Here is a 25,923-nt window from a genome sequence, read left to right on the forward strand (position 1 = left end):
TTTAATACAAAAGTAACTTTCCAAAATTGAAGGAAAGTTACTTGAAAAAATTTACATATTTTTGTATTTATTTATATTATCTGATGAAAGAAAATCGTAAGCATCATTTATTTTTTGAAATTTTTCAGTTGCATTTGGATCTTGACTTATGTCTGGATGATATTTTTTTGCAAGTTTCCTGTAGGCAAGTTTTATTTCATATTGATCGCTTGTATATGATACTCCCAAAGTATCACAAGCTTTTTGATATTTTTCTTTAAAACCAAGGTCATTTACAAAACCGCCATTTTGATAAGAACCTGTATTGTATCCTCCATTATAATTTCTTTCGTCAAAATCAAATCCCGAAAAATTAAAGCCTTGAAAAAATTCCTCAAATCTTTGATTCATTTCTTCTTGTCTTCTTTGTCTTTCTTCTTCAGCTTGTCTTCTTCTTTCTCTTTCTTGGTCTAGCTTATATTTTTTTGCATAATCTGATAAATTATCAAAGCCTTTTTTCTCTCCAGAAATTAAAGTATCAGCTTTATCGTACATCCATTCTATCAAAGTATAATTTCCATATCTCAAAAGAGAAATGAAAGATTTTCCTAGAAATGGAACTACTGCTATTATCAAAAAAATAGTAAAAAGTTCAGGCGGTATAGCTATAAAAAACAAAGGAAGTACAAATATTACTGAACATCCAATCAACATTATAACTTGGCTTAAACCTTCAAAGACTGTAACTATTGCATTTAAAATATTTATTAAAAAATTAAATATTGAATTTAATACGCTTGCTAGTCCATGGATAAATTTTCCAAATATTTTTTTCACGTTTTTTCTCCAATCTATTTTGATTATACCCAAGTTATTTTTATCTGTCTACTAGCCAAAAAGCTCCTCATTATTAGAATTGTAAAGCTTATAATAAATTCCTTTTTTATCAAGTAAGTCTTTGTGATTTCCTCTTTCAACAATCCCATCTTCTGTTAAAACTAAAATTGAATCTGCATTAATAATTGTAGAAAGCCTGTGGGCAATTGTTAAAGTTGTTCTTCCCTTTGATAATTTTTCCAAAGAATCTTGAACTATAGCCTCACTTGTATTATCCAAAGATGAAGTCGCCTCATCCAAAATTAAAATTGGAGGATTTTTCAAAAATACTCTTGCAATAGAAATTCTTTGTTTTTGACCTCCAGAAAGTTTTACTCCTCTTTCTCCAACATAAGTGTCAAAGCCATCTGAAAGTTCCATAATAAAATCATAAGCTCCTGCAAGCTTACTTGCTCTTATTATTTCTTCATCACTGGCATCTTTTTTACCATAAGAAATATTTTCTTTGATTGTAGCTCCAAACAAATACACATCTTGTTGAACAATTCCAATATTATCTCTCAAAGAATCTAGAGTTAAATCATTTATATTTTTGCCATCGATTAATATTTTTCCCTTATTAATTTCATAAAACCTTGGAATAAGTTTTGTAACAGTAGTCTTGCCTGCTCCAGATGGGCCAACAAGAGCTACATTTTCTCCAACATTTATGTTAAAATTAATATCTTCCAAAATCCAAGAATCTTTTTCATCTTGGTCTGGATATTTAAAATAAGCGTGGTCAAAGGAAATTTCTCCCTTAACATCTGTAAGTTCTTTCGCATTTTCTTTATCAAAAATATCAGATTTCAAATTAATCACTTCATAAAATCTTTCAATTCCTGTAATTCCTTTTTGATATTGGTCTGTAAATTCTACAAGCCTGTTTACAGTTGCAATTATTGTATTTAAATATAAAACGAAAGCAACAAGATCTCCTGGACTCATTAAATTTTTTATTACAAAATTTCCTCCAATAATAATTAAAACCGCATACATACTTCCCGCAAATAATTGGTTAATCATATTATAAGATGCCATATTGTAATATTTTACTTTTTTAATATCTACAAACTTGTCGTTTCCCTTTTTAAATTTTTCTTTTTCTAAATTTTCATTTGCAAAAGATTTTACAACGTCTATTCCCAAAAGAGAATCCTCAATGCTTGCATTAATTTCTCCAATTTGTTTTTTCTCACTTTTAACAGATTTTGAAAAAGCTCTTCTTTTAATTCTTGCAGCATAAACCATAAGTGGAATTATTATATACAAAACTAAAGTCAAAGGAATATTTATAGTCATCAAAACTACAAAAGAAATCGTAAGTTTTATAAAACCGATAAAAAATTCTTCAGGGCAATGATGAGAAAATTCTGTAATATCAAATAAATCTGTCGTCATCCTACTCATAAGTTGCCCAATTTTTGTTTCATTGAAAAAAGCTGTAGACATTGTCAAAAAATGTTTGAAAATATCACGTCGCATATCTTTTTCAATGTGAGCTCCCATTATGTGGCCGTAAGATTGCATAAAATATCTTCCACAAACTTCTACAAGTTTTGTAAGAGTATATATTAAAGTTAATTTTAAAATAATTGAATATGTTAGGCTAGAATTTGATGCGTGATCTGTAAGTGATGATAAAATAATTGGTAAAATCAATTCACAAACAGTTGTTAAAAATGCAGAAAATAAATCAATAGCCAAAATATTTTTGTAATCCTTGTAATAAGGAATAAATTTTTTAATTAATTCTTTATCAGAATAAGTTCTTTTTTCCATTTCTCCTCCTTATTAAAATTTTTATACTATAGTATTTTACTATTAATTTAAACTTATTCACTTGATTTTTTTAGATTAATTGTTAAAATATTAATAAAGACACATAAGGAGGAATAATGGCAAGAATAATTGAAAAAACAAATCTTAATGACTCAACCATTAAATTTGTTGTAAATTCTCCAGATATTGCAAAAAGAGCAAAACCTGGTCAATTTATAATTTTAAGGATAGATGAAAAAGGCGAAAGAGTTCCTTTTACAATTTCAGAAACTGATGATGAAAATGTAACAATAATTGTTCAAATTGTTGGTGGAACAACAATTAGAATGAATGAATTAAAAGCAGGCGATGGATTTTTAGATTTTGTTGGTCCTTTAGGAAAACCAACTGAACTTGACCAATATAAAGGAAAAAATGTTTGTGTAATTGGTGGAGGTTTGGGAACAGCTATTGCCTATCCTCAAGCAAAATATTTACATAAAATTGGAGCCCACACAGATGTAATAATGGGCTTTAAAAATAAAGACATAGTAATTCTTGAAGATGAATTAAAAGAAGCTTCTGACAATTTATACATCACAACTGACGATGGTTCTTATGGCAAACAAGGATTTGTTACTGAAGTTTTAAAAGAAAATATTGAAAATGGAAAAAAATATGATCTTGTTTTGGCAATTGGCCCAATGATTATGATGAAAAATACTGCCCTTGTAACAAAAAAATATGACATACCAACTATTGTTTCATTAAACTCAATTATGGTTGATGGAACTGGCATGTGCGGATGTTGTAGAATTACAGTTGGTGGCGAAATGAAATTTGCTTGTGTTGATGGACCAGATTTTGATGCTTTTGAAGTTGATTTTGATGAAGCCATGAACAGAGGAAGAAATTACCAACAAGAAGAAAGAGAACACATTTGTAGACTAACAGGAGATATGAGAAATGGCAAAATTTAATATGAATAAACAAAAGGTTTCTATGCCTGAACAAGATCCAAATGTTAGAAATAAAAATTTTGAGGAAGTTGCTCTTGGTTATGATTTAGAAATGGCTCAAGAAGAAGCACTTAGATGTGTTCAATGTAAAAATAAACCTTGTATGGGAGGCTGTCCTGTTTCTGTGAGAATTCCAGAATTTATTCATCAAGTAGTTGAAGGAGATTTGGATAAAGCTTACGAAATTATTTCATCAACAAATAACCTTCCAGCAATTTGTGGTAGAGTTTGTCCACAAGAAAATCAATGTGAAGGAGTTTGTACAAGAGGAAGAAATGGCGAGCCAGTTGGAATTGGTCGTCTTGAAAGATTTGTAGCAGACTATCACATGAATAAAGAATATAATAAACCAACAGAAGTTACAGGACAAAATAAAAAAGTTGCCATTGTTGGATCTGGTCCTTCAGGACTTTCTTGTGCAGCTGATCTTGCAAAATTAGGTTATAAAGTTGTAATGTTTGAAGCTTTCCACACAGCAGGCGGAGTTTTGATGTATGGAATTCCAGAATTTAGACTTCCAAAAACATTAGTTCAAAAAGAATTAAAAAATGTAATTGGTCTTGGAGTTAAACTTCAAAGAAATACAATTATCGGAAGAACAAAAACAATTAATGAATTATTTGAAGAAGGCTTTGAAGCAGTTTATGTTTCAACTGGAGCGGGTCTTCCAAAATTCTTGGGAATTGAAGGAGAAAATTTAAACGGAGTTTATTCAGCAAATGAATTTTTAACAAGAATGAATTTGATGAAAGCATATAAATTCCCAGAATATGACACACCAGTTCATATAGGAAAAAAAGTTTGTGTAGTTGGTGGTGGAAACGTAGCAATGGATGCGGCAAGAAGTGCAAAAAGAATGGGCGCTGACGTAACTGTTGTTTATAGAAGAAGTTTTGAAGAAATGCCAGCAAGAGCTGAAGAAAGTCACCACGCAAAAGAAGAAGGAATTAACTTTATGAACCTCCATAATCCTGTAGAAATTGAAGGAGAAAATGGTTGGGTTAAAAAAGTTAAATTAGAAGTAATGGAATTAGGCGAAGAAGATAAATCTGGAAGAAGACGTCCTGTTCCAACTGGAAAATATGAAGAAGTTGATTTTGATTCTGTAATTGTTTCAATAGGACAATCTCCAAATCCACTTATTAAACAAACAAATGATGATATAAATACTGAATCTTGGGGTGGAATTATAATTGATGATTCTACAATGACAAGTAAGGATGGAGTTTTTGCAGGAGGAGATGCCGTAAGTGGTGCTGCAACTGTAATTCTTGCAATGGGAGCTGGTAAAAAAGCTGCTGAAAATATTGATAAATATATAAAAAATAAAGCAAAATAAATTTAAACCTAGCTTATGATGAAATCTTAAAATCCAAATTAAATTTTTAATTTTATATCATCTCTAGATATTTTAATTTTAAAATTTTTTAATGATATTTTAGAAAAAATAAAAATCCGATTCACAGATTATTTATCGTGTAATCGGATTTTTCTTTTATATTTTATTTGATTTTTTCGATTATTCTTGATTTTGTTTCGAAATTATCACTTGTTCCTGTTATTGATTTATTTTCTTTTGCTATTTTTGACATTTGGTCTAGAATTTCGCTAATTTCTGTTACATCTTCTGATTTATCAGCTAATTTATCTATTCCTTTTGTCTTGTAATCGCTAAGTCCTTCTTTGAACTTTCCAAATGATGAAACATATTCATCACTTCCATTTTTAAGTTGACCTGTGGAATTGCTCAATTTATTAATTCCATTATCTAATTGTTTGATTCCATTTGCCATTGGATTTATTGCTGTTTCATTTATATTTGCAAGTTGAGAAAGAGATTTTGATCTTTCTTGGAATTGTTTTAAGCCACTAGAAAGAGATGCTGATCCATTTCTTAATTCTTCTGAATTTGAGTCTAATTGGCTAATTGCATTAGAAAGTTTATTAACTCCATCTTGATTTTGTTGTGTTCCATTTTTTAATTTTTCTGATCCAGCTTTAATTTGTTTTGTTGACTCATCAAGCATTACTACTGAATCTTGTAATTTTTTAATATTGCTTTTTGACAAAGCTTCGCCTATTTTTTTACTTCCTTGTGCAAGTTTTTCTGATGATGTTTGTATTTTTGTTTTTGAATCATTTAATTTAGTGTTTACTTGGGATAATCCATCATTTACTTGTCCAATTGATGTTGTAAGATCTGATGAGCCTTTTGCTACTTGTCCAAGTCCAGCTTTTATAGCAGTATTTGCTTGATTATTTGCACTTAATGAAGCTACATCATTATTTAATCCTTGTTTTACTGCTTTTAAATTTTCAATCTCTGCTGAAAGTGAGCCATCTTCATTTTTTGCTTGTAAATTTGCTATAACTTGGTCAATTGAGCTTGCTTGAGCATTTATATTTTGAATAGATGAATCAATGCTTGGCACATTTTGAGCACTTTGGTTTAGATTATTTATTCCTTGATTTAATGTTTTTGAAGATTCTTCAATTTTTGAAAGTCCCCCACTTAATTGATTAACGCTATCTGCAAGTGGACTAATTCCTTTTGACAATTCTTCAAGTCCATTTGATAATTGATTCATTGAAGCTGTTAATTTTCCTATATCTTCTCCATTTGTTGCTTGTAACAAAGTATTTCTTAGGCTTGTTGTTCCTTTATTTAATTTCAAAAGTGACGAATCTAATTCGTTTGCTCCATTATTTAAACTTACTGATCCATCTTGTAATTTTGCCATATTATTATTTATTTGTCCAACAGCCATTGTGTATTGGTTTACTCCTGTATAAAGTTTTGAGCTTCCGTTATTTAGTTGGTTTACTGCTGAATTTACTATTTGAATTTTTCCTGGCAAACTTGAAAAATCACTTGATAATTGGTCAAATGAGCTTACTATTTTGTTTGAGCCTTGGGATAACTTTTCTGCTCCGTCATTTAATTTTCCAATTCCATCATTTAATTTTTTACTTCCTTCATCCAATTTGTTTGAACCATCAACAAGTTTTGCTGCATTTTCTTCTAATTCGTTTATTCCATTTTTTAATTCATCTAAGGAATCAAGTTTTGCATCTTCTTGGAAAAATTCGTTAGTTATAAGAGCGTATACTTCTGTTGGTTCATAATCTTTAACATCCATTTCCATTTCTACTTTGTCTTTAAAATTATCAAGTTTATCTGCCTCAATAATTCCTTGGAAATTTTCTTTAAGCCCTGGTGTTAAAATCGCTGCAACTATTTCATTTTTACCATCTTTTACAAGTTTTCCATCTTTTGTTGTAAGATTTTTTACCTTATCTGAATTGAAATTCATTTCTGCAAGGGCAAGATATGGAGAATATATCTCTTTATTTTTGCCATCAATTTTTACCTTTGTTTTTTCTTATTTACAGCTTCAATTTGTATTTTTAAATGTCCAGATTTTCCTTTTAATTTATCAAAGGTCATTTCCTTTCCATCTAAAAAATATTTTACATTTATATCAACTGGCAAATCTTCATTTGTTTTTCCTTGATAGTAAATATCTTTGCTGTCTTCATTCCAATTAATATATCCATTCTCTAAATTTACTTTTTTGTCTGTTTTTAAATTTTTGATTTCTTTTAAATTGGTTTTATCTTTTACTTTGATATTATTATCGGAATTTATCCAAATTGAACCAGTTTTATCTTTTATTTTATCAGCTTCTTTTGTAACATATATTGTCTCATTTTTTTTAACATTTAAATCTTTGGCATAAGCCACATTTGTCATCAATAATGAACTTGCAAGAACTAATGAGAATCCTTTCATTAATTTATTTTTCATATTTTCCTCCTAATTTAATCCTTTTGTTGTCTTTTTAATAAATGGAAATGCTATTTTTATTATGGCTGGAAGGAACAATATTATTGCAAGCATACTTATTATTGCTCCTCTTGCCAAGAACATACAAATAGTTGAAACAATTTCCATTTTTGAATATAAACCAACTCCAACAGTTGCTGCCATAAATGACAAAGCAGATGTTACAATTGATTTTGATGTTTCTTTTACTGTCAATTTTAAAGACATATCCACATCTTTAGTTTCTTTATATTCTGCAATAAACCTATCCATCATAAGAATTGAATAATCTATAGTTGAACCTAATTGAACTACTCCAATAATGATTGATGTTACGAAAGGAATAGTTTGACATAAATAAAATGGAATTCCCATATTTATTTGAATAGCAAGCTCAATTACTGCAATTAAAACCACAGGAATAGCAAATGATTTAAACACTATTGCAATTATTAGAAAAACTATAATAATTGATGCAATGTTTACCATTTTAAAATCCCTATCTGATAAAATCGTAAGGTCTTTTGTTAAAACAGCTTCTCCCGTTAAATATCCATTTTTATCATGTTCTTTTACAATTTTATTTATTTTATCTACTTGATTATTTACCTTGTCAGATGCTGTTTGATATTTTGAATTTATCATAATCATTTGGTAGCCATTTTTATTGAAATTATCTTTTATTTTATCTGGCAATACGCTATCTGGTAAAATAAGTCCTGTAAATGAATTTAAACTTAAAACACTATTTACTCCATCAACATCTTTTAATTCATCTACAAGTCCATTTACATTTTTTTTGCTTAATTTATCATCAACAACTACGAAATGTGTAGAAGCCATATTAAAATCTTTTTTCATTTTATTTAAAGCAACAATTGAATCCAAATCTTGTGGCAAAGACCTATCAAGATTGTAATAAAGATCTGCGTTTCTTGCTCCATATATAGCAGGAATAAACAAAATCAAAAATGCAATAAATAATCCATTTTTATGACCTAGTACAAAATTTGATGTCTTGTCGAATGATGGCAAAAATATTCTATGATTAAATCTTGCAACTATTTTTTCTACAATCAAAATCATTGGTGGTAGAACTACAACAGTTGAAATTAGTCCCAATAAAACACCCTTACTCATAACAAGGCCTATATCTTTTCCAAGTCCTAAACGCATTAAAATTAATACAATAAATCCTGCAAAAGTTGTAAGTGATGATGCAAAAATTGATGATATAGTTTTTTGAATAGCTATATCCATAGCATCATTTTTATCATCATTAGTTTTCTTTTCTTCAACATATCTATGATATAAAAATATAGAATAATCTGTAGTTACAGCCAGTTGCAAAACAGCCGCAATAGCTTTTGTTATATAAGAAATTTCTCCCAAAAATAAATTTGTACCAAAGTTATATAAAATTGCATATCCAATATTCAAAATAAATAAAAATGGTATGATAGTAGATTCATTTGTAAGAGATAAAATAATCAAAGCCAAAGCTACTGCCAAGGCAACATAAATTGGCGTTTCGTGATCTATTAAATCTTTTGTATCTTTTACAAGTGAACTCATACCACTTAAAAATTTTTCCTTGGATTCTATTTTTTTAATATTTTCAATAGCTTTCATAGTCCTAAAAGATGATGAGCTTTCTTTAAATTTAACCATGAGCAAAGTACAATCCTCAGAATAAAAAATATCTTTTATCTCATCAGGTAAAAACTCATTTGGAATGCTATCTCCAACAATTGATGATTTTGAAATTACATCTTCAACACCATCAACCTTTAAAATTTCATTTTTAAGTTTATCAGCATCATAATCATCGCCTTTCAAAAGAAGCATGCCCGTGGCAGCATTTTTAAAATCTTTATCAAGAATTTCTTGCCCTTGAGTTGATTCTAAGTCAGCTGGCAAATATGACAAAATATCATAATTTACGCCAGTATTCTTGTATCCAAACCAAGAAGGTATTAATAATAAAGTCATTATTAATAAAACAAGTCTAGGATGATGCGAAATAAATTTCGTTATTTTTTTCATTTATTCTCTCCTATTCTATCGAAAATTTTTCTAATAATAGCAAATAAAACTGGTTTCATTTCATCAATTGATAAAATCGACTCTTCCAATACAGCACTTTTACAAGTAGACATCATAATTTCAAGAGTTAGAGAAAGTATATAAAGTTTTTGCGACTCCGTATGATTTGTTAAAAATAGATTATCATATTTATTTAAAATATATTTTAAAGTCGAATCCGCTTCGCTAAGACCATAATCATTTTCAATTTTTGTATAAAGAGTCCAAGTAATATTTTTGCTCAAAAGATCTAGCTCAAAAGGATGAGAAATTAAATAATCAATTATATAGTTTACAAAAGAAATATATCTTTCAATTGGATCAGTTTCCTTGCACATTTTTTCAGCATTTAAAATAATTTCTGTCCCAATATTTAAAACCATTTTTTCTTCCAAATCATTTTTATCTGTGTAATACAAATAAAAAGTACCTAAACCATATCCAGCTTCTGTCATAATATCTCTAACAGAAGTTTTTTCAGCACCTTTTTCTTGAAAAATTTTCAGGGCTGCATCCATAATTTTTTCTTTTTTATTTTCTACATCACTCATAAATTAATCTACTCCTATATAATAATATAAAATGAACACCGTTCATTCGTTGCTACATTTATATGATACAACTTTCTGAACAATGTTCAACTTTTTTTGTAAAAAATTTTAAATTTTTTATTATTACATAAAACATTATGAAATCAAGCTTTTGTTTAATACATTTTTGATTTTTTTATGGCAAATTTAATAATTTCTATTCCTTCATCAATTTCTTTTTTATTTAAATTCGCAAACCCTAAAATAAAATAATTCTCTTTTCCAGCCTTTCTAAAAGAAAATCTATTCAAATTAATTAGTCTTAAAGATTTCTCATTTAAAACTTCATTAAATTTTCTTATATCTACAGACTCATCAATTTTTATAAGCAAATTTAAAGAATCTGCCTTTGTTGGAAAAGAAATTTCTTCAATTTCTTCTAATTTTTTTACTATAAAATTAAATTTCTTATAATAAATATTTTTCATTCTGTTTATGTGCTTTTCAAATTCCCCGCTTTCTATAAAAGCTGCCAATGCTTTTTGCAAAAAATTTGAAACTGTATTTGATAAATCCTTAAAATTATTTTCATATTTTTTTAATAGATCATCAGGTAAAACCATGTAAGAAATTTTCATTGATGGAGCAATCAATTTTGAAAAAGAACCGAAATAAATTACATCAGAATTTTTATCCATTGCTTTTAAACTTTCTATTGGATAACCCTTAAATTTAAATTCGCTATCATAATCGTCTTCAATTATATACCTATCTTTTGACAGCGAAGCCCAATTTAATAATTCAATTCTTCTTTGTATCGACATAACTGTACCCATCGGAAATTGATGAAAAGGGGTTACAAATAAACACAAAGCATTTAGGTCTGTTAGCTTATCAATTTTTACCCCCTCATCATCCAAATCCAAAGGAATTGGATTTTTTAAATCATAAGTATAAAATTTATTTCCAAAAGCATAACCAGGATTTTCAAAGGCAAAAAGAGTCTGGTCTGTGAGAAGTTTTTTTATCATAGAAAATAAATGTTCAGTTGATGATGAAATAATTATATTTCTAGAATTTGTATTTATATTTCTAGAATTTTTTAAATAAGTCTTTATAGCCTTTCTCAAAGGCTCGTATCCTTTATAATAGCCTTTGTCCAAAATTTTTATATCATCCTTATCTATTGCCTCTTTCATATATTTTTGCATAACTTTATAGGGAAAATTATCATAATCTACACCGCTAATTGAAAAATCATATTTTATTTTTTCATCATCTATTTTATTATTTTTCAATTCCTTCTTGTTCAAAATAATTAAATCATCAATTTTTCGACAATAAAATCCACTTTTATCTTTTGCATAAATGTAGCCTTCTTCTTCAAGTTTATAGTAAACTTTTTTTATTGTATTTTTTGAAACATTAATATCTTTTGATAAATTTCTAATTGATGGGAGCTTTTCGTCTTCTTTTATTTCTCCATTAATTATTTTATTTTTTATAATTTCATATATTTGTTCATATAAATATTTTTTGTCATTTGGTAAATTTAAATACATCTGTAACCCTCATTTTTTTATTTTTTGTTACTTTTATTAGTTACAGTTTATCATATAATAGAATCAAGATAAATATTAAGGAGAAAAAAATGATTGAAAAAAATATAAATGCTAAATTTGAAAAAAAAGTTATTATGGATGTAATGAACGTTGAACAAGCAAAAATCGCAGAGGCAGCTGGTGCAAGTGCTGTTATGGCTCTTGAAAGAGTTCCTGCAGATATAAGAGCTGCTGGTGGCGTTTCAAGAATGAGCGATCCAAAAATGATTGAAGAGATAATGAATGCTGTAAAAATTCCTGTAATGGCAAAGGTAAGGATTGGACATTTTGTTGAGGCACAAATTCTTGAAGCCTTGGGAGTTGATTACATAGATGAGTCTGAAGTTTTGACTGTGGCTGACGATTACAATCACATCGACAAAAAGAAATTTAAAACACCTTTTGTATGTGGAGCAAGAAATATTTCTGAAGCTTTGAGAAGAATTTCTGAAGGAGCTTCAATGATTAGAACAAAAGGAGAAGCTGGAACAGGAAATATTGTCCAAGCTGTAAGACACATGAGAGAAATTAACAGGGAAATCCAAAGAATTTCTGTTTTAACTGATGATGAAATTTTTTCATACGCAAAAGAATTAGCTGTTGATGTAAATCTTTTAAAATATGTAAGAGATAATAAAAAACTTCCTGTAGCAAATCTTTCTGCTGGTGGAGTTGCAACTCCTGCCGATGCTGCTTTGATGATGCAACTTGGAGCTTACGGTGTGTTTGTGGGAAGTGGAATTTTTAAATCTGGAAATCCAGAAAAAAGAGCAAATGCAATTGTAAAAGCCGTAGAAAATTTTGATAAACCAGAAATTTTTTTAGAAGTTTCAAAAGATTTAGGCGAAGCTATGGTTGGAATAAATGAAGACGAAATAAAAGAAATTTTTGAAAATAGATAAAATAAAAATCAGACAATATGCCCCATAAAAAAATTCTGCATTAAACTGCAGAATTTTTATTTTTTCTTTATATTCTTTTTAATAAATCTTTTAACCAATTTTCATCTTCAGGATCTGATGAATATCTTTTTTTAAGGTCAATTGATTTTATTGCTTTCAAATCTTTTTCGTCAAGTGAAAAATCAAATATTTCTATATTTTCTTTTATTCTTTTTGGATTTGTTGATTTTGGAATTGGCATTGAGCCTCTTTCAATGTGCCAACGCAAAACTATTTGAGCTGGAGTTTTATTGTATTTATTTGCAAGTTTTTTTATTACAAATTCTTCTAATAATTCACTTCTTCCCCTAGCAATTGGCGACCAAGATTGATGAATAATATTATTTTCTTTTAAAAATCTTACTGTTTCGTCATTTTGAAAATGTGGACTAGATTCTAATTGGTCGATTGCTGGTTTTTCTCCAATTTCTAAAAGTTTTTTTAATTGAGAAATTTCAAAATTTGAAACTCCTATTGTTTTTACAATCCCTTGTCTTTTATAATCTTCAAAAACTTTCCATGATTTTTCAAAATCTTTTCCAAACCAATGGAGTAAAACCACGTCCAAATAATCTGTTTGCAATTTTTCCAAAGATTCGTCAAGAGATTTTTTAGTTTTGTCATAGCCAAAATCACTTGGCCAAACTTTGGTTGCTATTTTGTATTCATTTCTTTTTTTGCCAGAATTTTTAAGTTCTTCTCCTACCATTTTTTCGTTATTATAAATTTTTGCTGTATCTAAATATTCATAAGAATTTTCAAAAAATGCCTCAATTGCATTTGCCATGTCATTTCTGTCAGTAATTTTATAAGTACCAAAACCCAAAGCTGGTATTTTATTTCCGTCATTTAGTTTGTAATATTTCATATCATCCTCCTGTTTTAAGTTTTACCCTTAAATATATGATATAATCATTTTATGAAAACTGTATTAATAACGGGCGCATCAAGAGGAATTGGTGCTGCCATTGCAAAAAAATTAAATAAATCCTACAATTTAATCTTAACTTATAAGGAAAATAAGGATAAAGCTTTAAATTTATTAGAAGATTTGAGAAAAGAAAATCCAAATGTAATTGCTGTAAAATGTGATGTTAAAAATGAAGATGAAATAAATAGTTTATTTGATCTTGCTGAGAAAAATTTTTCTCATGTTGATATTTTAATAAATAATGCAGGCATTTCTTATTTTGGTTTAATTCAAGATATGACTTTGTCCGATTGGAATGAAATTTTAAGGACAAATTTATCCTCAATTTTTTTAACTTCAAAAAGAGCAATTCCAAATATGGTTGGTCAAAAATCTGGAGTTATTATAAATATTTCATCAATTTGGGGAAGTTTGGGAGCAAGTTTTGAAGTTGCTTATTCTGCAAGTAAGGGCGGAGTAAATTCTTTTACAAAGGCTCTTTCAAAAGAACTTTTGCCATCAAATATTAGGGTAAATGCAATTTCTCCAGGAATTGTTGATACTGATATGACTAAATTTGATTTGTCTGAAGATGATAAAAAATCTTTGAAAGAAGATTTAATAGAAAAAAGATTTGCAAAATCCGAAGAAATTGCAAATCTCGTTGAATTTTTAATATCTGAAAAAGGCTCTTATATTACAGGTTCTATTTTTGATATTAACGGTGGTTTTTATTAACTTGTTCAAATTCTTTAAAATTGTACCAATAAATATAAGATGATATAACTTTTTTTCCAAGAGCTTCTTCTATGGAGTCCTTGTAAATTTCAAGTTGCTTATCATAAAATCCTTCTCTTTTTAAAGAATCTGTTTTAAAATCCATAAGTACAACTTCATTTTGGGATTCAAACATTATATCAATCTGACCATTTACATAAAAATCATCAATTTTTCTAAGGAATGATTCTTCCTTTCGAATTTTTGGTGATTTTTTCATTAAATCTTGAATGATTTTAGAATTAAAAAATCCTAAAATATTTTCAAAATTTATATATGGGAGATATTCTTTTTTTATTTTTCCTAAATCGACTAATTTATTTATTTCTTTTTCTAATAAATTTAAATCGTAAGATTTAAATTCTAATTCTTGGAAAATTTTGTGGATTAAAGTTCCCTTATCAGTTGCTGATAATTTTATTTCTTCAAAATTTGGCTTTCTAAATTCATAAAAATCTTCATTTCCTTCAAAAGAAGATTTTTCGTAGCCATCTTTTGATAAATCATAATTTTTTGCAATCTCTGTTACAGATTTTTTCAAAGATTTATTTATATTTTGCTTATTTTTGTAAGAAAAATTATAAATTTCCTCTATATCATTATAAATTTTTTGATTATAATCAGCTGTCCCAATAAGTTTTTCAACATCTGTATAATCTTTTTTATAATCTTCTTTGAATTCTTCAATATATTTTATTTCCAAAAATCCCTTATTAAAAGCATCTGTCCTATAATCTATATCTACAAAATCACTCATTATTTTATCATCGCACAAAATTTTTAAAATCCAATCCATATAAGATGATAAATCCAAAACTGAGTTTGCATTTAAAATTTTTTCAAGCCCTTTTTCATTTAAATCTTTTTTTCCAATTATAGAAATTTTTCTTTCAGCACGAGTTAGCGCAACATATAAAACTCTCATTTCTTCTTTTTTATCATTAAGATTAGATTTTTCTAAAATCAAATCTCTTTTTATAGACGAAATTTTTATTTTATTTTCCCAATCGGCAATATTAATTCCAATTCCCAAATCCTTATCCAAAACCATATCTTTTGAATTGTCGCGAGTATTAAACCTTTTAGAAAAATCTGGTAAAATTACAGTCTTAAATTCAAGACCTTTTGACTTGTGAATTGTCATAATTCTCACTAAATTTTCATCGTCGGATAAATTTCTTGAAGCTTTTAAATTATCTTTTTTTTGATTTTTCAAATTATCAATGTAAGCTAAAAATCCAAATAAAGAATTTTCATTATTTTTATCATAATCATCCATCAATTCAATAAAAGCCTCAATGTTTTTTACTCTTTCTTCTCCCCTGTCCCTTGCTTTCAAAAAATCATAAAGACCAGATTTTTCAAAAATAATATTTGCAAAGTCATACATGGTTGAAAAATTTAAAATATAAGAAAAATCTGTAAAAATCGTATTAAAATCAGAAATTTTTTGAGAAAGATTATTTTCATTTTCTTTCTCATACTCCTTAAATTTTTTGTAAAAATGAGATTTTTCGGATGATAAACTAATTTCTGCCAAATCATCTTCAGAAAAATTAAATATTTCACTCCTAAGAACTGAAAGAAGGCTAATGTCATCGTTTGGATTGGCTATATATTTTAAAATATTTATGAAAAATTCTACTTCAACTGTTTCAAATGAAATTTTTGAAATATCAGATGAAAATGGAATTCCTGCTTTTTTTAATTCATTTTCAAATAAATATGCTTTTGATGATGCTCTAAGTAAAATTGCAATATCCTTATATTCCAAACCCGAATTTATTAAATTATTTATTTCTTTTGTCAAATAAGCCTCTTCGCTTACATTTTTTGCAAGAGCCTTGATTGAAACTTTTGGATATTTTTCGTCAAATTCAAAATGATAATTTAATCTGTGGTTGTCGTCTTTGTAAGCTATATCAGAATTTTTTCTTGTCATAAGCCTATCAAATATATAATTATTAAAATCAATCAAGTCCTTATCAGTCCTAAAATTTTTGGACAAATTAATTCTTAGGCAATTTGAATCTGTGTCATAATCTTCAAGCTTTTTTAAAAATAATTCTGGCCTTGCATTTCTAAAACCATAAATTGATTGTTTAACATCTCCTACAAAAAATAAATTATTTTCATTTTTTAATTTTTCTACTATATAATTTTGAATGTCGTTTGAGTCTTGATATTCATCAAAGAAAATATATTTAAATTGCTTTTTTAATTTGCTTTGTAATTTCTCATTGTCCAATAATTTAATAAATTCATGTTCCATATCAGAAAAATCCAAATAATTTTCTTCTCTTTTTTTATTTGTATAAATTTTTTCAAAAGAAAACACAAGATTTTTTAATTCATTTAAAATTTTTTCTTCCAAAGGATTAAAAAATCCCCTAGTAATAGAATCTGTATTTTTTACAAAATCTTTTACAATATTAAATTCTTCTTTGTAGGCATTTTTTTTTGCTTTTACATAGGCATTTTCATTTGGATCATCTAATTTTTTTGAAATTGTAACCATATTAGCTAATCCATTTTCAAAAATTTCTATGACCTCATCCCAAGATTTTTCTTCTATGGCATTTTTTATTTTTTCTAAATAGGATAAATCTTTTTCAATCATTATAAAATACTTATCCCTCATTGATTTTTCTTTTATATAATTTTCCAAATCTCTTGCATTTAAAATAATTGTTTCGATTCTTTCTTTTATATAAAATTTAAATTTTTCAAAATCAAAATTATTATTTGTATTATCACAAAGCCATTGATGTGGATTTATTTGACTTTTTGAAAAATCATATAAGTCCAAAATTATATTTTTTGCATCCTTATCATCTTTTGATGAAGCAAAATTATGCAAAAAATTTATAAAATTTGAATCATTTTTTTCGTATTCATCTTCAAAAAGCTCATCAATAGCATCTTTTCTCAAAAGTGCTTGTTTAGAATCAGCAGCAATTTTAAAAGAAGGAGAAAGATTATCAGACAAATAAAAATTTTCCCTTAGCATATCTGCACAAAATGAATGGAGGGTTTTTATAAAAGCATCATTTATAGATTTTATTTGATTTTTTATGAAAATTTTGTCAGAGTTTCCCTCTTTCATAAGCTCATTTAATTTTTGTCTTATTCTATCTTTCATTTCAGCAGATGCCTTGTTTGTGAAAGTTACGATAATCATATTTTTTATGGGAATTTTTTCTTCAAGCATAATTGAAACAAGCCTATCAACCAAAACTCTAGTTTTTCCACTTCCTGCCGCAGCAGAAACAATAATATTTTTTCCTCTTGATTCTATTGCTTTTTTTTGATCATCAGTTGGCTTAAATTTACTCATCTGATTGCTCCTTTTTAATATCATTTATGGAAATATTTTTATTTATATCATGAAATTTGTCTTGATCTCTTGTGTAATCAAATTTGCAAATTGATTTATAAGGGCAATTTATGCATTCATAAGAATTTTGATTTATTCTAAGTGGATTTAATTTAATATTTCCATTTTTAATTTCACTTATATAAGAAGAAATTAATTTTTTAATAAATTTTTCAACTATTTTTTCTTCTTCAAGAGAAAAAATATTATCTTTACTTCTTGTGATTTTAAAAATATCAGATTTTTTGCCGTCAAAATTCTTATCCAAAAGATTTAAAATTTCCTCATCAATTTTTATAATAAGTCCATTCATTTTTGTTTTGTCATCATAAATTTTTTTAATCTCATCCTTATCATAATTTTTTTCAAGTTTTTTAACCTCGTCTTTTAAAGGAAAATAAAAACTAGCAACAGGAAATAAATTTTCGGATTTTTTTTCTTTTGCAGCCAACATATATACAAATAATTGAAGGTCTAAGCCATTTAATAGATTATAAATTTTGATTTCTTTTGAGCCAGTTTTGTAATCAATAATTCTTAGTAAATTATCGCACTTATCAATCCTGTCAATTCGTCCTTCAAGATAGTTTTTATCATCCACATAAACTTCTGGATATTTTTGTCCCTTTCCATATTTTTCTTCTACACTATCAATTTTAAAATTTCCTTCTTTGATTTGGTTGATTATTTTTTTAGATGATTTTTGAGTTGACTCATAAATATTTGATAAAATAAATTTATTTTTATTATCATTTGCCCTTCCCAAATCAAGAGAGTTTTCGATTGCTTTTTTGAAACTTTCTTTTACTAGATTTTCTATTTTTTCATCATCAAATTCTTTAAGATCCATATCAATCAATTTCTTTGAAATATTTTCCATATTATAGTGAACAATATTTCCAATTTCTAAATTATCAACATCCAACTTTTTATTTTCTTTTGCCCTAAGCCCATAATTTATGAAATGTTTGTAAGGACATTTTGCATAAGTTTCAATTTCTGAAACTGAAAATTTATTTTTATCATAGAGTTTTTTTGAAATTTCAGAACTTAATAAATTTTTATCATTAGAATAAGTAAATCCTTTTATAAATAAGTCATAAGAAGAATTTTTTGAATAATTGTAATTTTCTACCTTATCTTTTTTAAATTTAATATATGATTTTACAAATTCCTTTTCTGATTTTTTTGTATCTTCTTTGTTTTTTATATTCCATAAAATTTGATATGCCTTTAAGTCCAAAAGATCTGTGGAATATTTTATAAAATCAAATTTACTTTGGGCAATTTTTTTGTAAGAAATATTTGGAAAAATATTTATAATATCAGAAATACTTGTTGCCCTATTCATTGGGTCGTTTTCTTTATTTATTAAAGAATATGAAAAAATAATTTTTTGCGATGATGTAAACATCCTAAGTAAATTTAAAAGAATTTTATCATCCTTTTTTTCTTTGTAAATTTTAAGGTCAATGCCTTCATTTTCCAAAGCAGTTTTTTCATTTTCTGATATTAACATCTCACTATTGTTATTTCCTGGAAAATAAATATCTGTCATTCCAACAAAAATTTTAATTTTTCTATCATTTATCCTATCTCTAGAAAAATCTCCAATTAAAACTTGATCGATTGCAGGAGGAATTATGCCAATTGATGTTGCCTTACAAGAATTTTCTATTAATTTGTAAATTTTTTTAAGCTTTGTAGGACTATCATTCAAAATTGTTGCTATTTGTTCTAAATTCGTCAAAAATTTATCCCAAACTTGTTTGTTTTCTTCAAAAATTTCAAGCCTATTTTCCCTTATATTTTCTTGATAATGATTAAAACCTGATTTTATTATTTTTTTATCAAAACTCTTATAAATTTCTTTTACAAGATCATTTGCCTTAATCTTTTCATTTCTAATTTTATATAGGTCATACAATAAGTCGATTAAAATTTTTCTTATTGAATTTACATTTTTAAGCTCAGCTTCTTTTTCTTTTTTAATTTCTCATCATTTTCATAAAATTTTTCATCTAAAACAAAATACTTATCCTCAAAAATCATAGCCCCTTTGATTTTTCTATTTTCAATATAATTTTGAAAATCTAAAATCCTTTCGTAGGCATTTTCTCCAAAATCAATTATATTTGATCTTATAAAAGCCTCAAGGTCTGTTTTTCTAAAATCAAAAACGACAAGTCTAATCATAGAAAGCCATGTTTTTAAAATATGATTGTCGGATAATTTTTTTGTTTTATCAACAAAAATAGGAATCTCGCTCCTTGCAAAAATTCTTTTTACAAGATTTTCGTACTCATCACTATTTGCCAAAACCAAAGAAATTTCTGAATATCTATGACCTTCTCTAATCAATTTTTCTATAATCAAGCTTATATTTTCAATTTCATTTGTTGATGAAATTGATTCAACAATATTTATATTTTTAGTTTTTTCTTGATAAATTTGGGGATTATATTTTTCAAAATTTTCATAGAGGTGCTTAATATCTAAAAGATCATTTTCTTTTTCTAAATTTATAATTTTTATTTTGTCTATATTTTTTAAACTTTCGACAAAGCGAATTGCTTGATCAAATATATCCATATCGCCTGCCATATTATTTTCATAATATTTCCAATCAAGGCAAATTGAAATCGTAACTTTTGCTCCGATTTTTATTAACTCTTTTATAAAATCTATTTTAAGGTCAGACAAAAAATCAAATTTATCGAAATAAAAATTAACATTTTTAAAAAAATCGCAATATTTAATATTATCTTTTATAATTTCAAGCTCATCTTCTTTGTCAATATAAGAATTTTCAAGCTTTTTTATATAAGAATCATAAATCAATTTGATTTCTTCAAATTTTAATTTTGTCATTGGATCTAAATTTTCATTTTTATTAATTTTTCCAAAAAATTCATCATCAAAGTAATATTCCTTAATATTTGAGAAAAAATCAGAAAGATTATTTACAAAATCTATATCAAATGATTTATTTGAAAAAAGTTTTAATTTATCATCTATTTCATCAAGTACGCTTGTAAGTAAAATTGCCTTAGAAACTTGATTTAAATTTTCATTTTTTTTAAGACTTAGCCTTTGAGAAATATATGAAATTAAAGATGAAAATGATAAAACTTTTGCATCCATAACCGACTTATATTTTATTGAATCAATAAAATCCATATCACTTTCAAGTGTATATTGTTCTGGAACTATAAGAAATGCTTTTTCTTTTTTATCCAAATTTTTTTCAATGTCTTTGTAAATATAAAATGAATTTTCTTTAGGAAATTTGCTCATTATAATTTTTATCATACAACCACCTTCAAACTTGACCCTTCTGTTTTTGAATATGAAACTTCAATTTTTGCATCAATAGCATCTTTTAATTCCTTTACATGAGAAATTAAACCAATAAATTTATTATCATAGGATAATTTTTCAATTGTTCTTATTGCTTTTTCCAAATAATCATCTGATAGAGTTCCAAAACCTTCATCAATAAAAAGCGTGTCGATTTTTATTCCACCATTTTCCATACTTATTTCATCAGAAAGTCCAAGAGCCAAAGCAAGTGATGCAATAAAACTTTCTCCACCAGAAAGAGAAGCCTCGCTCCTTATCTTTCCCGTATTCGCATCCAAAATCTCTATATCAAGACCATAATTTTTTCTCTTATCGCTAGTTTGTTTTTTTCTAATCATTGTAAATTGACCATCGGTCATTTCTTTAAGCCTTATATTTGCAAGAGCTAATATTTTTCTAAAATAATAAGAAAGAACAAAAGTTTCAAAATTTAATTTTTCCCTTCCAGAAACATTTGACAAAGAACCATCAGCTATTCTTGAAAGTTTATATAAAATTCCATCCTCATTTTTTAATTTATTGAAGTTTTTTTCTATCGAATATATTTCATTTTTGCTATCATTTAATCTTGTTTCGTCTAATTTTAGAGAAAAAATGGAATCATTTGTTTCTTCCAAAATATTTTTTAAATTTTCAATTTTTTCTTTTATTTTTCCGTTTCAAATTTTTCTTTGTTTGCGTAATCTTTAAGACTTGTTAGCCTTATAGAAATATTGTTTAAGTTTTCAAAATATTTTTGAATTTCTTCTTTTCTATCAATTAAGTCCTTGGATTTTTCTAAGTATTTCAAAAATTCATCTATACACTTAAAATTTTCCCTAATCTTATTTTTAAAAATATTTTCAGCCTTTAAAATTTTTTCTTGATTTATTTTTATATAAGAGCTAAGTGATTCCACCTTTGAATTTGATGAAGATTTTTCTTTTTCTAAGTTTTTTATTTTCTCATCAATCTTTTTAATTCTTTCTTCTTCATTTTCGACAAATTTTTTGTCAAAATTTACATTTTCAATAACTTTTTTTTCATCAAAATCATCAAGCTCTTCTTTTTTTATTTTAAATTTATTTTCAAGCTCTTCTATATTATTCAAATTACCTAAATTTTCTAACTTATTCTCTAAATCTCCAATTATTTTTTCAATCTCAAAAACTTCATTTTCTAAATCTTTTTTGTAGCTTATTTCTTTTTTATATTCTTGATTGGATTTGTCGTAAGATTTTTTCAATTTTTTATGTTCATTTTTATAAATTTGAAGATTTTTTTCAATATCTTCCGCCTTTTCCATATTAAAATCTATTGATTTTTCCAAATCTGAAATTTTATCTTTCGAACGATTTATTTTTAATTCCAAATCAAAATAATCTTTCTCAATTTTTTCTATATCAAGTTCAAAAGATTCTAAAAACTCAATTTCTCCCTTATAAATCCTTCCGCAAATCGGACAAATTCCTTTTTCTTTTAAATCTTTCCTAAATTCATTTATTTGTATAGATTTTTTGTTCTCTTTTGCCCTATCTAATAAGATTTTTGCCTTTTCATAAGCTTTATTTGCCTTATCAAATTGAATTTTTTCATCATTTAAATTTTTAATTTTTTCATCATTAATTAGCGCTTTTTCATAAAAATTTTGACATTCAAAAACTTTTTGGTAGGCATTGTGGCTTTTCTTTGTAATTTTTTCAAGATTTCTAGAAAAATCTAGCAATTCATCTGATTTTTTTCTTATTTTTTCATTTATTTTTTCTTTTTCTTTTAAATTATTTTCTATGGATTTTTTATAATTTTTTCCATCTTCAAATGCTTTTTTATTTTTATCTAATTCATCTTTAATTTTTTGTAAGTTTTCAAATTTATTTAATATTTCAAGATTTTTTACTATATTTTCTTTCTTTTGATCGATAATTTTTAAAAGCTCATCCTTATTTCCAAGATAAGTTTTATTTTCTTTCAATTCTTCTTCAATGGTCTTTAAATTTTTATTTTCAAAATCTAATTTTATTTTCAAATCCTTTTGGCTTTTATTTAAGTCAAGAAAAGATTCGTAATATGGTTTTATTGCTATAGATTTTTCTGCGTAAGCCAAATCTTTCTTTAAATTTTTATAAAAAGATTCATCTTCTAAAAGCTTTTCTTTTTCTTTAAGTAAATCTTTGTAATTTTCTATTTGTTCATTTTCTTTTTCATAGAAATTTAGCTTGGAATTTTCACTTTCTAGATTTTTATTTAAAGATAATTTCTCCTCATTTTTTATTTGAAGATTTTTTTCACTTTCTACAAGCAAATCTTCTATAATATCTATAATTTTTTGAAAATCTTTAAGCTTTATTAACTCATCATCAACTTTATCTTCTAAGAGTTCATTTTTTACAATTTCATTTTCCAAGCTATTAGAAATAATATCCAAATTTCTCTTTGAATTTTTGCTTGCTTCTTTCAATTTTTCTTCTATTTCCTTGTAAAGATAAGACGAAAAAATTTTTGACAAAAGCTCAGCTTTTTCATCTGAATTTGATTTTAAAAATTTTGAAAATTCTCCTTGTGCAAGAATCATAACCCTATTTAATTGATTATAATCAAGTCCAATTACTTCAATTATTTTTTTATCTGTTTTTTGTGGTCCATCAGATATTAGAATTTCCTTTTCATTTTCGATTTTATAAAATTCTACGCTGTGAGAAACATTGACATTTGCTCTTGTTTTTTTTGCTTTTTGATTTGGAATTCTTTTTATCCTATAATTTTTTCCATCAATTTCAAAATAAAAATCTACATAAGTTATAGGATCATCTCCACCTAGAAAATCACTTCTAATATCGTTTGAATTAAATCCTTCTCTTTGAATTTCTCCAAAAAGTGCAAAGCTTATAGCATCAAAAATTGTAGTTTTTCCACTTCCAGTATCTCCTGAAATTATAAATATTTTAGAATCATATATTTTTGTAAAATCTATAAAAGTTTTATTTTTGTAGGTCATAAATCCATACATTTCAAGTTTTACAGGCTTCATTGTATCACCTTTTTAAGTATTTCTTTTTCTAAATCTGTCATTTTTTCATTCATTTTAAACTTATAAAATTCTTCAAATATTTCCATGCTTGATAATTTTTCAAAATCAATATCAATATCCTCATCCTTTTCAATATTTATTGATTTTTCGTACTTTATTGAAACTGCATGAGGAAATTTCATTTTTAATTTTGCCATCGGAGAATCTATTGGCTTATCATCTTTTAAAGTAAATTCTATATAAGCATTTGAATTTTTCATTTTTAAAATATTTTCAAAATAATCACAAATTTTTTCAAAATCATTTAAAGGTTTAATTTCAATTTCTTTTATTTTTAAATCCTCTTTTAAATCAATAACAGTTACTGATTTTTTTTGATTTATTTCAGAAAATGAATATTTCATAAAAGTCCCACAATACCTAATTTTTTCATCAAGGACAAAGTGTTTTCTGTGAAGATGACCTAAAGCTACATAATCAAAATTTTTAAATAAATGGGCATCCATAGCATCATTTCCACCAATTGTAAGAGGTTTTTCCCCTTCTATTTTTTCATCTTCAAACGGCTTTTCATTTGCATAACAATGACTTATCAAAACATTTCTATCCTTATAATCTATATTTTTTAATAAAACTTTATAAAGGTCAGTAAAATTTTCTATATTTGAATCGATTTCATTTTTTGCCCTTGCAAGGGAAATATAAGGAATCGGATAAAAATTAACCTTTCCGTACTCATCATCAAAAGAAATTTTTTCATCAGAAGAATTTCCATAAATATAATAAGAATTTTTTTCAAAAAAACTTTTAGAAATTTCAAGCCTTTTTCCAGAATCGTGATTTCCAGAAATTGCTATAATTTTTTTCTTCAAATTAAAAATAATTTCATCCACAAAATCAGAATAGACCTTCATGGCTTCATTATTTGGAATAGATGTATCAAAAATATCTCCTGCAATCAAAACAATATCTACTTTTTCATCTTCAATAATTTTTAAAATTTGTTCAAGACAAAATTTTTGATCTTTTAGCAAAGAATATGAGCCAATTGATTTTCCTATATGAAGATCTGATAAATGTAATAATTTCATTTATTTTCCCTCACAAAAATATACTCATCTTTTGTTGAATTAATTGGATCATAAATATAATCACAAAGATTTATTTTTTTAATTTCTTCAATATCTGAAATTTTATTATTAATTAAATATTTTAACATTCTCCCACGCATTTGTTTTGTATATGAAACAATTGAACGGATTTTTCCATTTCTATCTTCTTTGAAAGTCAAGGTCAGAAATTTTTGATTTTTTTTCAAATATTTTTTTATGAGCTTAGCGTATTCAGCACTTGCTAAATTTATAATAAAATTTTCATCCTCAAAGGCTTTTTTGTAAATTTTGTCAGCCCAAAATTCGTGCATATTGATTCCTTTTGAATCCATATAAAGTCTATAATCAGAAATTCCTGTAAAAGGCTTGCACAAACCATATAAGGCAGAAATAATATAAACATGATCATTCAAATAAGCTAAGTCATTAAAATCTTCTTTTTTAAATTGCTTAAAAACGAGTCCATCATAAGAAAAAATCGCTGGATTTTTTAAATTTTTAAAATCGAAATCCTTGTAATCATAATAAGCTTTTATAGCAAGATCATCATTGCAAAAAAACATATTTGCTAAATCATTTATTGAATATTTTTTTAAATTTTCAACTAATTGTTTTGTTTCGTCTTCAAACAAAAGCCCCTCTGTTTTTTCATTTTCAAAATGTTTAAACCTTTTTGCAGGCGAAATTATAATTTTCATATCAAACCTTTCTATTTTTCATTCTAAATTAATTATATCATAGAAAATTTCCACAAAAAAAA

The 25,923-nt window shown here is 26.1% G+C and carries 19 protein-coding genes; 4 read left to right on the forward strand and 15 right to left on the reverse strand.

The genetic code is table 11. From position 1 onward, the window contains the following. Window positions 1–51: 51 nt before the first annotated feature. Window positions 52–816, reverse strand: a complete 765-nt coding sequence (locus HGAG_RS04210; RefSeq protein WP_019118056.1) for a J domain-containing protein — start codon at window positions 814–816, stop codon at window positions 52–54. Window positions 817–867: 51 nt separating this feature from the next. Further along, window positions 868–2,637, reverse strand: a complete 1,770-nt coding sequence (locus HGAG_RS04215; RefSeq protein ID WP_019118057.1) for an ABC transporter ATP-binding protein — start codon at window positions 2,635–2,637, stop codon at window positions 868–870. 116 nt (window positions 2,638–2,753) lie between these two features. Here HGAG_RS04215 and HGAG_RS04220 point away from each other — a divergent pair, with 116 nt between their 5' ends. Together HGAG_RS04220 and gltA are read left to right on the forward strand one after the other, a co-directional pair. Then, a complete protein-coding gene (locus HGAG_RS04220) occupies window positions 2,754–3,596 on the forward strand; it encodes a sulfide/dihydroorotate dehydrogenase-like FAD/NAD-binding protein (RefSeq protein WP_019118058.1) in 843 nt (280 codons plus the stop codon). Continuing rightward, window positions 3,583–4,974, forward strand: a complete 1,392-nt coding sequence (gltA, locus tag HGAG_RS04225) for an NADPH-dependent glutamate synthase (RefSeq protein ID WP_019118059.1) — start codon at window positions 3,583–3,585, stop codon at window positions 4,972–4,974. Before HGAG_RS04220 ends, gltA begins: the two co-directional genes overlap by 14 nt. Before the next feature lie 163 nt (window positions 4,975–5,137). On the opposite strand, the gene HGAG_RS10570 is transcribed toward gltA, so the two are convergent. The 5 genes from HGAG_RS10570 to pdxR form a co-directional block, all read right to left on the reverse strand. Beyond that, window positions 5,138–6,949 (reverse strand): YhgE/Pip domain-containing protein, encoded by a 1,812-nt coding sequence (locus HGAG_RS10570; protein ID WP_244263813.1) that lies wholly within the window; start codon window positions 6,947–6,949, stop codon window positions 5,138–5,140. Window positions 6,950–7,002: 53 nt separating this feature from the next. Next, the gene (locus HGAG_RS11985) at window positions 7,003–7,443 is read right to left on the reverse strand and encodes a hypothetical protein (protein ID WP_244263814.1); all 441 of its coding nucleotides are present in this window, start codon (window positions 7,441–7,443) and stop codon (window positions 7,003–7,005) included. Between the two features lie 9 nt (window positions 7,444–7,452). Next, window positions 7,453–9,507 carry an efflux RND transporter permease subunit gene (locus tag HGAG_RS04235; RefSeq protein WP_019118060.1) on the reverse strand — a complete coding sequence of 685 codons (2,055 nt, stop codon included), beginning with the start codon at window positions 9,505–9,507 and terminating at the stop codon, window positions 7,453–7,455. Further along, a complete protein-coding gene (locus tag HGAG_RS04240; protein WP_019118061.1) occupies window positions 9,504–10,097 on the reverse strand; it encodes a TetR/AcrR family transcriptional regulator in 594 nt (197 codons plus the stop codon). The genes HGAG_RS04235 and HGAG_RS04240 overlap by 4 nt, the downstream gene beginning before the upstream one ends. 155 nt (window positions 10,098–10,252) lie before the next feature. Further along, complete coding sequence (gene pdxR, locus HGAG_RS04245; RefSeq protein ID WP_019118062.1) at window positions 10,253–11,638, reverse strand: MocR-like pyridoxine biosynthesis transcription factor PdxR; 1,386 nt, start codon at window positions 11,636–11,638, stop codon at window positions 10,253–10,255. Window positions 11,639–11,712: 74 nt separating this feature from the next. Here pdxR and pdxS point away from each other — a divergent pair, with 74 nt between their 5' ends. After that, window positions 11,713–12,579: a pyridoxal 5'-phosphate synthase lyase subunit PdxS gene (gene pdxS, locus HGAG_RS04250; protein ID WP_280101255.1), complete on the forward strand. Its 867-nt coding sequence runs from the start codon at window positions 11,713–11,715 to the stop codon at window positions 12,577–12,579. Window positions 12,580–12,646: 67 nt separating this feature from the next. Here pdxS and HGAG_RS04255 read toward each other — a convergent pair whose 3' ends face one another. After that, the gene (locus tag HGAG_RS04255; RefSeq protein WP_019118064.1) at window positions 12,647–13,486 is read right to left on the reverse strand and encodes an aldo/keto reductase; all 840 of its coding nucleotides are present in this window, start codon (window positions 13,484–13,486) and stop codon (window positions 12,647–12,649) included. A gap of 51 nt (window positions 13,487–13,537) precedes the next feature. Between HGAG_RS04255 and ymfI the strand changes: the two genes are divergently transcribed. Then, window positions 13,538–14,266 (forward strand): elongation factor P 5-aminopentanone reductase, encoded by a 729-nt coding sequence (gene ymfI, locus HGAG_RS04260; protein WP_019118065.1) that lies wholly within the window; start codon window positions 13,538–13,540, stop codon window positions 14,264–14,266. Here ymfI and HGAG_RS04265 read toward each other — a convergent pair. Genes HGAG_RS04265 through HGAG_RS04290 form a run of 7 tightly spaced genes read right to left on the reverse strand, consistent with a single transcriptional unit; the run spans window position 14,247 to window position 25,861 of the window. Then, window positions 14,247–17,642: a UvrD-helicase domain-containing protein gene (locus HGAG_RS04265; protein WP_019118066.1), complete on the reverse strand. Its 3,396-nt coding sequence runs from the start codon at window positions 17,640–17,642 to the stop codon at window positions 14,247–14,249. The two genes, ymfI and HGAG_RS04265, sit on opposite strands and share 20 nt — an antisense overlap. After that, window positions 17,635–19,608 (reverse strand): PD-(D/E)XK nuclease family protein, encoded by a 1,974-nt coding sequence (locus HGAG_RS11990; protein WP_244263815.1) that lies wholly within the window; start codon window positions 19,606–19,608, stop codon window positions 17,635–17,637. Before HGAG_RS11990 ends, HGAG_RS04265 begins: the two co-directional genes overlap by 8 nt. Window positions 19,609–19,637: 29 nt before the next feature. Continuing rightward, complete coding sequence (locus tag HGAG_RS11995; RefSeq protein ID WP_244263816.1) at window positions 19,638–20,993, reverse strand: PD-(D/E)XK nuclease family protein; 1,356 nt, start codon at window positions 20,991–20,993, stop codon at window positions 19,638–19,640. After that, entirely contained in the window at window positions 20,990–21,661 is a 672-nt protein-coding gene (locus tag HGAG_RS12000) for an SbcC/MukB-like Walker B domain-containing protein (protein WP_026074044.1), read from the reverse strand. The genes HGAG_RS11995 and HGAG_RS12000 overlap by 4 nt, the downstream gene beginning before the upstream one ends. 29 nt (window positions 21,662–21,690) lie before the next feature. Continuing rightward, a complete protein-coding gene (locus HGAG_RS04280) occupies window positions 21,691–24,051 on the reverse strand; it encodes an AAA family ATPase (RefSeq protein WP_026074045.1) in 2,361 nt (786 codons plus the stop codon). Further along, the gene (locus HGAG_RS04285; protein WP_019118067.1) at window positions 24,048–25,142 is read right to left on the reverse strand and encodes an exonuclease SbcCD subunit D; all 1,095 of its coding nucleotides are present in this window, start codon (window positions 25,140–25,142) and stop codon (window positions 24,048–24,050) included. The genes HGAG_RS04280 and HGAG_RS04285 overlap by 4 nt, the downstream gene beginning before the upstream one ends. Then, on the reverse strand, window positions 25,139–25,861 hold the full coding sequence (locus HGAG_RS04290) for a YaaA family protein (RefSeq protein ID WP_019118068.1): 723 nt from the start codon (window positions 25,859–25,861) through the stop codon (window positions 25,139–25,141). The genes HGAG_RS04285 and HGAG_RS04290 overlap by 4 nt, the downstream gene beginning before the upstream one ends. Window positions 25,862–25,923: the final 62 nt, after the last annotated feature.

This window comes from Anaerococcus obesiensis ph10 (assembly GCF_000311745.1).
GTDB classification, from domain to species: Bacteria; Bacillota; Clostridia; order Tissierellales; family Peptoniphilaceae; genus Anaerococcus; species Anaerococcus vaginalis.

Excerpts from the sequence above, each read along its gene's own strand:
- HGAG_RS04215 (WP_019118057.1), bottom strand. The coding sequence starts at position 2,637 with ATGGAAAAAAGAACTTATTCTGATAAAGAATTAATTAAAAAATTTATT.
- HGAG_RS04220 (WP_019118058.1), top strand. The coding sequence starts at position 2,754 with ATGGCAAGAATAATTGAAAAAACAAATCTTAATGACTCAACCATTAAA.
- gltA (WP_019118059.1), top strand. The coding sequence starts at position 3,583 with ATGGCAAAATTTAATATGAATAAACAAAAGGTTTCTATGCCTGAACAA.
- HGAG_RS10570 (WP_244263813.1), bottom strand. The coding sequence starts at position 6,949 with ATGAATTTCAATTCAGATAAGGTAAAAAATCTTACAACAAAAGATGGA.
- HGAG_RS11985 (WP_244263814.1), bottom strand. The coding sequence starts at position 7,443 with ATGAAAAATAAATTAATGAAAGGATTCTCATTAGTTCTTGCAAGTTCA.
- HGAG_RS04235 (WP_019118060.1), bottom strand. The coding sequence starts at position 9,507 with ATGAAAAAAATAACGAAATTTATTTCGCATCATCCTAGACTTGTTTTA.
- HGAG_RS04240 (WP_019118061.1), bottom strand. The coding sequence starts at position 10,097 with ATGAGTGATGTAGAAAATAAAAAAGAAAAAATTATGGATGCAGCCCTG.
- pdxR (WP_019118062.1), bottom strand. The coding sequence starts at position 11,638 with ATGTATTTAAATTTACCAAATGACAAAAAATATTTATATGAACAAATA.
- HGAG_RS04255 (WP_019118064.1), bottom strand. The coding sequence starts at position 13,486 with ATGAAATATTACAAACTAAATGACGGAAATAAAATACCAGCTTTGGGT.
- ymfI (WP_019118065.1), top strand. The coding sequence starts at position 13,538 with ATGAAAACTGTATTAATAACGGGCGCATCAAGAGGAATTGGTGCTGCC.
- HGAG_RS04265 (WP_019118066.1), bottom strand. The coding sequence starts at position 17,642 with ATGAGTAAATTTAAGCCAACTGATGATCAAAAAAAAGCAATAGAATCA.
- HGAG_RS11995 (WP_244263816.1), bottom strand. The coding sequence starts at position 20,993 with ATGATAAAAATTATAATGAGCAAATTTCCTAAAGAAAATTCATTTTAT.
- HGAG_RS04280 (WP_026074045.1), bottom strand. The coding sequence starts at position 24,051 with ATGAAGCCTGTAAAACTTGAAATGTATGGATTTATGACCTACAAAAAT.
- HGAG_RS04285 (WP_019118067.1), bottom strand. The coding sequence starts at position 25,142 with ATGAAATTATTACATTTATCAGATCTTCATATAGGAAAATCAATTGGC.
- HGAG_RS04290 (WP_019118068.1), bottom strand. The coding sequence starts at position 25,861 with ATGAAAATTATAATTTCGCCTGCAAAAAGGTTTAAACATTTTGAAAAT.